This is a genomic window from Pseudomonas sp. DF5 (genome assembly GCF_058148225.1).
In genome coordinates this window covers 99,345-109,963 of sequence record NZ_JBYVYM010000026.1, presented here as the reverse complement: position 1 = coordinate 109,963, position 10,619 = coordinate 99,345, and the positions used below count along the sequence as shown (strand labels likewise).

Sequence of the window (10,619 nt, the reverse complement as noted above, 5' to 3'; positions counted from 1 at the left end):
GGGATCACCTAAATCCTGTGGGAGCGGGCTTGCCCGCGAAGAGGCCCGACCAGACACCGCAGAACCCAACGGTTATTCCCCGGAGAACCGCAATGACTGACACCCCCATGACCCCCACCGAATTCGAAGCGGCCCTGCGCGTCAAAGGCGCCTATTACCACATCCATCATCCATTCCACCAAGCGATGTACGCCGGGCGCGCCACCCGCGAGCAGATCCAGGGCTGGGTCGCCAATCGCTTCTACTATCAGGTGAACATTCCACTGAAGGACGCGGCAATCCTCGCCAACTGTCCGGACCGCGACGTGCGGCGGGAATGGCTGCAACGGATTCTCGACCATGACGGAGTCCCCGGCAGCGAAGGCGGCATCGAAGCCTGGTTGCGTCTGGGCGAAGCGGTGGGGCTGGATCGCGAACAAATTCTCTCGCAAGAGTTGGTGCTGCCGGGTGTGCGATTTGCCGTGGACGCCTACGTCAATTTCGCCCGCCGTGCTTGTTGGCAGGAAGCGGCCAGCAGTTCGCTGACCGAGCTGTTCGCGCCGCAGATCCATCAGTCTCGGCTCGACGCCTGGCCCAGCCATTACCCATGGATCGACCCGGCCGGTTACGACTATTTCCGTACGCGCCTGAGCCAGGCCCGGCGCGATGTCGAGCATGGTTTGCGGATCACCCTGGCGCATTACGTCACGGTCGAGGGCCAGCAGCGCATGCTGGAGATTCTGCAGTTCAAGCTTGATGTGCTGTGGAGCATGCTCGACGCAATGAGCATGGCCTATGAGCTGGACCGCCCGCCGTATCACACCGTCACCACCGATCGGGTCTGGCACCGGGGGATCGCCCTGTGAACGCGGTCGAACAGCAACCCGGCCCACCGTTGTGGCTGTTGGCGGAGCTGACCTATCGCTGCCCGCTGCAATGCCCGTATTGCTCCAATCCCTTGGATTTCGCCCAACAGGGTGAGGAGTTGAGCACAGAAGAGTGGATCCGGGTGTTTCGCGAAGCCAGGGAGATGGGCGCCGCGCAACTGGGGTTTTCCGGTGGCGAGCCGTTGGTGCGCCAGGACCTGGCCGAGCTGATCAAGGCCGCGCGGGATATGGGTTACTACACTAACCTGATCACCTCGGGTATCGGCCTGACCGAGCAGAAGGTCCGCGACTTCAAGGTCGCCGGGCTGGACCACATCCAGATCAGCTTTCAGGCCGCCGACGAAGCGGTCAACAACATGCTCGCAGGATCACGCAAGGCCTTCGCCCAGAAACTGGCCATGGCCCGGGCGGTGAAAGCCCAGGGCTACCCGATGGTGCTGAACTTCGTTACCCATCGGCACAACATCGACCAGATCGCGCAGATCATCGAGCTGTGCCTGGAGCTGGAGGCGGATTTCGTCGAGTTGGCGACCTGCCAGTTCTATGGCTGGGCCGAACTCAACCGCGTCGGCCTGTTGCCGACCCGCGAACAATTGCAGCGCGCCGAGCGCATCACCAACGAGTATCGCCAGCGGCTTGAGGCCGAGGGCCACCCGTGCAAGCTGATTTTCGTCACCCCGGACTACTACGAAGAGCGCCCCAAGACCTGCATGAATGGCTGGGCCAACCTGTTTCTCGACATCACCCCGGACGGCACGGCGTTGCCTTGTCATAGCGCGCGTCAGCTGCCGGTGCAGTTCCCCAATGTGCGCGAGCACAGCGTCGAACATATCTGGAACGACTCCTTCGGTTTCAACCGGTTTCGTGGCAATGACTGGATGAAAGAGCCGTGCCGTTCCTGCGATGAAAAGCATAAGGACCTGGGCGGATGCCGCTGCCAGGCGTTCATGCTCACGGGGGACGCGAGCAACGCCGACCCGGTGTGCAGCAAGTCGCCGCACCACAGCGTCATCCTCAAGGCCCGGGACGAAGCCGACGCGCCGGGGCAGGGCATGGAACACCTGACCTTGCGCAATGAAAAGGCTTCGCGGCTGATCTATCGCGGATAAATCGAACAGCACCACGTAAGCCGTCATGCGATCTGTAGCAGCTGGCGAAGCTTGCGTTCGGTGGTAGCAGCTGTCGAGCTCGCGAGGCTGCGTTCGGCTGCGAAGCAGTCGTAAAATCCAGCCATTTCGGTGCGTCAGGGACACCACGGCAACCGGACTCGCGACTGCTGCGCAGCCGAACGCAGCCTCGCGAGCTCGGCAGCTGCTACAACGAATGCGTCGCGGCTGAAATTGGCTCCCACAGGGATCTTCGTGCACCCCGGGTAGTTGCTACCCATTGGTCTGATTGCATTCGCAGCCGGATGCTTTAGTGTTGGCTTTACCTTTCAAAACAATAAAAACAGGCTTTCCAATGAGCCAGAATCTCAGTCAACTGCGTAAATTCGTTTCACCTGAAATCATCTTCGGTGCCGGCTGTCGGCATAACGTCGGCAACTACGCCAAGACCTTCGGCGCCCGCAAGGTGCTGGTGGTCAGCGACCCCGGTGTGATCGCCGCCGGTTGGGTCGCGGATGTCGAGGCCAGCCTGCAAGCCCAGGGCATCGATTACTTTGTGTACAGCGACGTTTCGCCCAACCCGCGGATCGAGGAAGTGATGCTTGGCGCCGAGCTGTACCGGGAGAATCACTGCGATGTGATCGTCGCGGTCGGCGGCGGCAGCCCGATGGATTGCGGCAAGGGCATCGGCATCGTCGTCGCCCACGGGCGCAACATTCTTGAATTCGAGGGCGTGGACACCCTGCGCATGCCCAGTCCGCCGCTGATCCTGATCCCGACCACCGCCGGCACGTCGGCCGATGTGTCGCAGTTCGTGATCATCTCCAATCAGCAAGAACGCATGAAATTCTCCATCGTCAGCAAGGCCGCGGTGCCGGACGTGTCGCTGATCGACCCGGAAACCACCCTGAGCATGGACCCGTTCCTGTCGGCCTGTACCGGCATCGACGCGTTGGTCCACGCCATAGAGGCCTTCGTTTCCACCGGACACGGGCCGCTCACCGATCCCCATGCGCTGGAGGCGATGCGGCTGATCAACGGCAATCTGGTGCAGATGATCGCCAACCCGAACGACATCGCCCTGCGGGAAAAGATCATGCTCGGCAGCATGCAGGCCGGGCTGGCATTCTCCAACGCGATCCTTGGCGCGGTGCACGCCATGTCCCACAGCCTCGGTGGATTCCTCGATCTGCCTCACGGTTTGTGCAACGCGGTGCTGGTGGAACACGTGGTGGCGTTCAACTACAGCTCGGCGCCGGAGCGCTTCAAGGTGATTGCCGAGACCTTCGGCATCGATTGTCGCGGCCTGAACCACCGGCAGATTTGCGGGCGTCTGGTCGACCACTTGATCGCCCTCAAACACGCCATCGGCTTCCACGAAACCCTGGGCCTGCACGGGGTGAGTACGTCGGACATTCCGTTCCTGTCGCAACATGCCATGGATGACCCCTGCATCCTTACCAACCCGCGCGAGTCCAGTCAGCGCGACGTCGAGGTCGTCTATGGCGAAGCCCTCTGACGAACAGCAACGGGCGCTGACCGGGTTACTCGGGCTGGGCAATCACTCGGCGCGCAAGAGTCATTACCCGGAACTGGCCGCGCGCCTGGATGAACTGGAGGCCGAGCGCAATCGCTACAAATGGTTGTTCGAAAACGCCGTGCACGGAATCTTCCAGGCCAGCCTGCAGGAAGGCATGCGCGCCGCCAACCCGGCGCTGGCGCGGATGCTTGGCTATCAGGACCCGCAGGAGGTGCTGTTTTCCCTGACGGACCTGGCGGGCACGCTGTTCGTCGGCGGCGCGCAAGAGCTGGAAGGCATCGGCGAAGTCCTCCAGCGTGAGCGCAGCCTGCTGGGCTATGAAACCCAGCTGCGGCGCAAGGACGGCACTGTCCTCGACGTGTTGATGAACCTGCTGCTCAAACCGGATCAGGAAGGCCTGGTGGAGGGGTTCGTCGCCGACATCACCGAACGAAAACAGGCCCAGGAGCGCTTGCAACAGCTCAATGATCAACTGGAGCAACGGGTCACCGCGCGCACCAATGAGTTGCTGGAAGCCGCCGAAGCCTTGCGCGACGCCCGTGATGCCGCCGAAGCGGCCAATCGCAGCAAGGACAAATACCTCGCCGCCGCCAGCCACGACTTGCTGCAACCGCTCAACGCCGCGCGTTTGTTGATCTCGACCTTGCGCGAACGGCATTTGCCCGACGTCGAACAGGTGCTGGTGGAGCGCACCCATCAGGCACTGGAAGGGGCCGAAGACCTGCTCACCGACCTGCTGGATATTTCCCGGCTCGATCAGGCTGCGGTGAAACCGGACATCGCCCTGTACCGCCTCGATGAATTGTTCGCGCCACTGGTCTCGGAGTTTCAGTCGGTGGCCGCGGCGACCGGGTTGAACCTGCGGGTGCACATGGGTGATTACGCGATTCATACCGACTTGCGCCTGATGACCCGCATTCTGCGCAACTTCCTCAGCAATGCCTGCCGCTACACCGACGACGGCAGCATCCTGCTGGGTGCCCGGCGCCGGGGCAACGCGCTGCGAATCGAAGTCTGGGACACCGGGCGCGGGATCCCGGCGGATCGTCTCGACTCGATCTTCCTCGAATTCAACCAACTGGACGTTGGCCGCGCCGCCGATCGCAAGGGCGTGGGCCTGGGACTGGCGATTGTCGAACGCATCGCCAAGATCCTCGATTACCGGATTCAGGTGCATTCGCGGCCAGGGCGCGGTTCGATGTTCAGCATCGAGGTGCCGATTTCCCGTGAGATTCCACTGCCGATCAGCCAGGCCGCACCGCAGCCGAGTACCGGCAACCCGTTGCCGGGCCGGCGCCTGTTGGTGCTGGACAACGAAGTCAGCATCCTTGAAAGCATGAGCGCGCTGCTCGGGCAGTGGGGCTGCGAGGTGGTCACCGCCACCGATGAGGCCACCGCGCTGGCGGCCTTGCAAGGGCAGGCGCCGGAACTGATTCTGGCGGATTACCACCTCGATCACGGGGTGGTGGGCTGTGAAGTGGTCCGGCATCTGCGCGAGCATTTCAGCCGGACGATACCAGCGGTGATCATCACCGCCGACCGCACCGATCAGTGTCGACGCTCGTTGCAGCGACTCGACGCGCCATTGCTGAACAAACCGGTGAAGCCCGGCAAGTTGCGTGCGGTGTTGAGTCAGTTGTTGGCGTAGCGAGCCTTGAAAAGATCGCAGTCTGCGATCTTTTCATTCCAGTTTTGGCGGTGATTTGGCTCAGTGGTTGTACGCCGCCTCGGTGTTATCGATCAGCGGGTTCTTTTCGGTCAGCACGATCTGGGCAATCTGATCCTTGCGCATGAAGCTGACCTTCGGATGGGACTTGGCGTAACGGATGAAACGTTCCACCGCCTCGACCATCGCCGGGGTGCCGCCGATCCGGTCATGCAGGCTCACCGACATCATCCGCCGCCGGCTGGCGCCTTCGGCGTACAGGCGGTCGAATTCCAGCACCAATTGCCGGTAGAACTGTTGCGCCGAGAAGTGCCGGCCTTCAATCAACACGATATCGTTGTTGCGCAGGGTGTAAGGCACTACGGCGAATTTCTTGCCACGAACCAGTGTCACAAACGGCTCGTCGCGGCTGACGTCATCGATGTGATAGGTGAAGTTCAGATCCTGCAGCACTTTCAGGGTATTGGGGCTGCGCCGCAGCCAGTTGGCGTTGTAGCCCACGGAGCGCTGGCCGGTGAGTTTCTGCACCGCGTCGACGCCGTCGCCGATGAAGGCTTTCTCTTGTTCGTAGCTCATGTTGTAGGAGTCGGCCCAGCGCATGCCGTGGGCGGCGACTTCATGGCCTCGGTCGGCGATCGCCCGCACCAGTTCGGGGTGTTTCAACGCCGCTTCGCCCACCACATGGGACGTGACCTTGATGCCGTTGCGGTCCCATAAGTCGAGCATCCGCCACAGGCCTTCCTTGTAGCCATAGTCGAACCAGGTCTGTGCCGGCATGTCCGGGTAACCCTTGGGCAATGGAGTGCCGGAGAACGGACTTTCGGCACCGTCGGGCTGGCCGCCGGTTTCGAATTGCATAGAGAACGAAATCACCAGTTGCGAGCCATCCGGCCACGGGCGTTCCTGGGCGAACGCGAGGGACGGCAGCAGCAGGGCGGCGGCCAGCAGATTTTTCAGCCAGCGGGGGGAGCGTTGCCAATGGGCAGTGGTCATAGGGGGCACCTTTTGAGTTGAACAGTGCCGTGAGGGTGTCATTTGGCGCACCCCGGAAAAATCCGCCGCGAGCGAGAAGACTTTTAAACAGAATTTACGAATCCCGCCGTACACATAATCCAGTATGGGAGCGGGCCTGTGGCGAGGGATTTGTGTTTCAGCTGTGGCAAACTGATCACACTCCTTGAACCAAGGCCACTGAATGAATCACTACACCCCGCGCGACTGGCAGCCCCACGAGCGGCCCAGCCTGCCCGGATCGCCCTCGACGCCGTTGCACTCCAACCCCAGGCGGCTGGCCTACGCGCTGGTGGGTGTGTTGGTGGCATTGACCGGTGGTCTCGGCAACTCGCTGGTGGTCGCCAACCTTCCGTACCTGCAAGGCGCGCTGGGCGCGACCACGGCCGAGATGGCCTGGCTGCCGGCGGCTTACGTGATGACCAACGTGTCGATGAACCTGCTGCTGGTGAAGTTTCGTCAGCAGTTCGGCCTGCGGGCGTTCACCGAAGTGTTCCTGATGCTTTATGCGCTGGTGACCTTCGGCCATCTGTTCGTCAACGACCTGAGTTCGGCGATCGCCGTGCGCGCGGCCCACGGCATGGTCGGCGCGGCGTTGAGCTCGTTGGGCCTGTATTACATGATTCAGGCCTTCCCGGCGAAGTGGCGGATGAAGGCGCTGGTATTGGGCCTCGGTACCTCGCAACTGGCCTTGCCCATGGCGCGGTTGTTCTCCGAAGACCTGTTGCAGATCGCCGAATGGCGCGGGCTGTATCTGTTCGAACTGGGCTTGGCGCTGTTGTCCCTGGGCTGCGTGTTTCTGCTGAAACTGCCGCCGGGTGATCGCTTCAAGACCTTCGAAAAACTCGACTTCCTGACCTTCGCCATCCTCGCCAGCGGCGTGGCCTTGCTTTGCGCGGTGTTGTCTTTGGGGCGGATCGACTGGTGGCTCGAAGCGCAGTGGATCGGGGTGGCCTCGGCGGCTTCGATCGTGTTGATCCTCACGGGCCTGGCCATCGAGCACAACCGCAGCAATCCGATGCTGATGACCCGCTGGCTCGGCAGCGGGGTGATGATTCGCCTGGCCCTGGCGGTGATCCTGATCCGCATGGTGACGTCGGAGCAGTCCACCGGGGCGGTGGGGTTCATGCAGGCGCTGAACATGAGCAGTCAGCAGCTGCACAGCCTGTATGTGGTGATGTTGATCGGCAGTATCGCTGGCCTTGCCACCAGCGCCCTGACCATCGACCCCAAGCACCTGATCATGCCGCTGAACATCTCCTTGGCGCTGATGGCGGTCGGTTCGGTGATGGACAGTTATTCGAACAATCTGACCCGCCCGGAAAACCTGTATTTCAGCCAGTTTCTGCTGGCCTTCGGCGGGACGTTCTTCCTTGGTCCGACCATGGTCTACGGCATGCGCAACGTGCTGTCCAGCCCGCGCAACCTGGTGAGTTTCTCGGTGCTGTTCGGTATCTGCCAGAACCTCGGCGGCCTGATTGGCGCGGCATTGCTGGGGACGTTCCAGATCGCGCGCGAGAAGTTTCATTCCAGTCACATCGTCGAGCAACTGACCTTGCTCGACCCGCGTGTGGCGGCGCGGGTCCAGAGCGGCGGCAACGCGGTCAGCTCGATGATCGCCGACCCAAGCCTGCGTAACCTGCAGGGCATCCGCAGCCTGGCCGCAGCGGCCACCCGCGAAGCCAATATCCTGGCCTACAACGACGTGTTTATGCTGATCGCCGTGATTGCGGTGCTGACCATGATCTGGATTTCCATTCGCGCCCTGTGGCTGATGAGCACTACCCAAGCCGTTGCCCCGGCGCCTGCCACTCCAACCAAACAAACCAGCGGTGCCACTTCTTCATGACCGAACCGACCACCACGACCACCAACACTATTGCCGCCACCCCCGAAGGCGTGACGCCGCCGTCCTCGCCGGGCACCGAACCGCGTTCGCTGCGGGTGCGGATCATGTCGTCCCTGGGCTTTGCGGCAATTGCCATCGTCGGTGTACTGATCGTGTTGTACGCCTGGCAACTGCCGCCGTTCAGCAGCGCGGTCGAGACCACGGAAAACGCCCTGGTGCGTGGGCAGGTGACGATCATCGGCCCACAGCTCAGCGGTTATGTGTACGAAGTGCCGGTGCAGGATTTTCAGTTCGTGAAGGCCGGGGATTTGCTGGTGCGTCTCGACGACCGCATCTACAAGCAGCGTCTCGATCAGTCCCTGGCGCAACTGGCGGTGGAGAAAGCCGCGCTGGCCAACGCGGTGCAGCAACGCAACAGCGCCGAAGCGACCATCAAGTTGCGTCAGGCTGCGGTCGCCGATGCCCAGGCACAGTTGCACAAAAGTGAAGCGGATCTGCGCCGTAACAAAGAGCTGGTCGGTGATGGTTCGGTGTCGAAACGCGAGCTGGACGTGACCCTGGCCGCCAACGCCCAGACCGTTGCCGCCGTGGCGCAAGCCCAGGCCAATCTGGACATTGCCCGCCAGGATCTGCAAACGGTGATCGTCAATCGTGGCTCGCTGGAAGCGGCGGTGGCCAGTGCTGAAGCGGCGGTGCAACTGGCGCGGATCGACCTGTCGAACACCCGCGTGGTGGCGCCGCGCGACGGTCAACTCGGGCAGATTGGCGTGCGCCTTGGCGCCTACGTCAACTCCGGGGCGCAGCTGATGGCGCTGGTGCCGAACCAGTTGTGGGTGATCGCCAACATGAAGGAAACCCAGATGGACAACGTGCGGGTCGGTCAGCCGGTGAGCTTCACCGTCGATGCGCTGAACCACCAGAAATTCCACGGGCGGGTGCAGCGGATTTCACCGGCCACAGGCTCCGAGTTCAGTCTGCTGCAGGCTGACAATGCCACGGGCAACTTCGTCAAGATCGCCCAGCGGGTGCCGGTGCGGATCAGCGTCGATGCCGATCAGGAGCAGAGTGAGCGGCTGCGGCCGGGGATGTCGGTGGTGGTGAGTATTGATACCGCTGCGCCGATTACCCCTGACTGACACCGCCCTTGTAGGAGCGAGGCTTGCCCGCGAAGAGGGACTGTCAGCCGACATCAATGTTGAATGACAGACCGCTTTCGCGGGCAAGCCTCGCTCCTACAGGGGAGGTGTGTTTCAGGTGGCGATCATTGGGGGCAGGGTGCCCAGCAGTGAAACCGCCGCCACCGCGCCGATCCCCAGTAACCATTCCAGCACAACGCTGGCACGCAGCAGGCCCGGGCGCTGTTGGCAATCCTCGATCCGCAACCGATTGAACAGCGCCAACCCCAGCATCGCGATCACCAGCACAACCTTGATCAACAGAATCAGCGCAAACCCGGACAGCAACGGCGTCGGCCAGAACACGCCGGTCAGTACGCGCACGTTGATCAGGCCGGTCATCACCAACCCCGCCACCAACGTGTAACCGATCCCGCTGAAGCGTTGCAGTATCGCGCTCAAGGGATGATCGTCCGGTTGGCGCAGGATCATCACCAGCAACATCAACCCACCGAGCCAGGCGCCGACGCACGTCAGGTGAACAATCTGGTTGAGGATTAACAGTTGGCCTTGCAGGCCATCGAGCATGGCGCCATGACCGACCGGGGCCAGGGTCGCCAGCAGCAGGCTGGCAAGGCCGATGCGCCAGGCCATGTTGGAACGCCAGGGCGTCAACAACAATGCCACGAGCAACAGATTGAGCAGCAGATGCCAGCGCCACACCTGACCGAAAAAGGTATTGCTCAGCACCAGGCTCAGCGTCGCCGGGTCGAATGCCGCCTCCGGGGAACTGGCCATGCTGGCGGTGATCAGTAGCAACCAGCCGACGCCGCTGAGTAACGCCACCACGCTGAGCCAGCGGGTCACTCGCGCCAGTGCCGGATCCAGCCACTTCGTTTCGCGGCCCAGCAGCAAAGGCCTGAACACCCAGGCCCCGAACAACATCAGCACCACGGTGAAATGCAGGAAGCGGCACAGCACCAGCGCATCGGTCATGAATTACTGACCCACCTTGAAGCGGTAGGCGCCTTCACTTTTATGGGTGTCGACCGACACGGCGTGCCATTCGACTTTGTAATCACCTGCGGCCAACGGCGCTGCCGGGGTGACGACCAGGGTTTTCTTGTCGCTGCCTTCGGTGGAGAGGCTTTTTACCGGTACGTCGGCACCGTCCTTGCTGATCGTCACTTTGGTGAATGTCGCTTCAACCCCTTCGGAAAACACCAGGCGCAGTTCCGTAGGCGCGCTCACCGTGCTGTCGGCCGCCGGGGTCTGGCTTTTCAGATGGGCGTGGGCAAACACCGATGAGGCGGCGAGCAGCGAGCCGAGCAGGGCAGTGGTGGTCAGGGCGTTCTTGAGCAGCATCGTGAAGATCTCGCAGGCTAGTTCAAAGTGGCGGGCAGTTTACCTGCCGCAGGGCCGCTCTACGAAGTTTCGTTTTCCCCTGTCGCCGCGACGTAGAGCGG

At 62.2% G+C, this 10,619-nt stretch carries 9 protein-coding genes; 6 read left to right on the top strand and 3 right to left on the bottom strand.

Translation table 11 applies throughout. The features are described from left to right. Positions 1–92 precede the first annotated feature (92 nt). From pqqC to AC30D7_RS22320, 4 genes are all read left to right on the top strand, one after another. The gene (pqqC, locus tag AC30D7_RS22335) at positions 93–845 is read left to right on the top strand and encodes a pyrroloquinoline-quinone synthase PqqC (protein ID WP_490135504.1); all 753 of its coding nucleotides are present in this window, start codon (positions 93–95) and stop codon (positions 843–845) included. Then, positions 842–1,975, top strand: coding sequence for a pyrroloquinoline quinone biosynthesis protein PqqE (gene pqqE / locus AC30D7_RS22330; RefSeq protein ID WP_490135503.1), 1,134 nt, complete (start codon positions 842–844; stop codon positions 1,973–1,975). Before pqqC ends, pqqE begins: the two co-directional genes overlap by 4 nt. Positions 1,976–2,327: 352 nt before the next feature. Then, the gene (ercA, locus tag AC30D7_RS22325; RefSeq protein ID WP_018929698.1) at positions 2,328–3,491 is read left to right on the top strand and encodes an alcohol dehydrogenase-like regulatory protein ErcA; all 1,164 of its coding nucleotides are present in this window, start codon (positions 2,328–2,330) and stop codon (positions 3,489–3,491) included. After that, positions 3,475–5,160, top strand: a complete 1,686-nt coding sequence (locus tag AC30D7_RS22320; RefSeq protein ID WP_490135502.1) for a PAS domain-containing hybrid sensor histidine kinase/response regulator — start codon at positions 3,475–3,477, stop codon at positions 5,158–5,160. The genes ercA and AC30D7_RS22320 overlap by 17 nt, the downstream gene beginning before the upstream one ends. Before the next feature lie 60 nt (positions 5,161–5,220). On the opposite strand, the gene AC30D7_RS22315 is transcribed toward AC30D7_RS22320, so the two are convergent. Then, positions 5,221–6,171, bottom strand: coding sequence for a polysaccharide deacetylase family protein (locus tag AC30D7_RS22315; RefSeq protein WP_028940423.1), 951 nt, complete (start codon positions 6,169–6,171; stop codon positions 5,221–5,223). 202 nt (positions 6,172–6,373) lie between these two features. On the opposite strand from AC30D7_RS22315, the gene AC30D7_RS22310 reads away from it, so the two are divergent. Together AC30D7_RS22310 and AC30D7_RS22305 are read left to right on the top strand one after the other, a co-directional pair. Further along, positions 6,374–8,038 carry an MFS transporter gene (locus tag AC30D7_RS22310; protein ID WP_490135501.1) on the top strand — a complete coding sequence of 555 codons (1,665 nt, stop codon included), beginning with the start codon at positions 6,374–6,376 and terminating at the stop codon, positions 8,036–8,038. Next, complete coding sequence (locus tag AC30D7_RS22305; protein WP_490135500.1) at positions 8,035–9,174, top strand: HlyD family secretion protein; 1,140 nt, start codon at positions 8,035–8,037, stop codon at positions 9,172–9,174. The genes AC30D7_RS22310 and AC30D7_RS22305 overlap by 4 nt, the downstream gene beginning before the upstream one ends. A gap of 114 nt (positions 9,175–9,288) precedes the next feature. On the opposite strand, the gene copD is transcribed toward AC30D7_RS22305, so the two are convergent. Further along, positions 9,289–10,149 (bottom strand): copper homeostasis membrane protein CopD, encoded by an 861-nt coding sequence (copD, locus tag AC30D7_RS22300; RefSeq protein WP_490135499.1) that lies wholly within the window; start codon positions 10,147–10,149, stop codon positions 9,289–9,291. Positions 10,150–10,152: 3 nt separating this feature from the next. Next, positions 10,153–10,518 carry a copper homeostasis periplasmic binding protein CopC gene (copC, locus tag AC30D7_RS22295; RefSeq protein WP_490135498.1) on the bottom strand — a complete coding sequence of 122 codons (366 nt, stop codon included), beginning with the start codon at positions 10,516–10,518 and terminating at the stop codon, positions 10,153–10,155. Positions 10,519–10,619 lie beyond the last annotated feature (101 nt).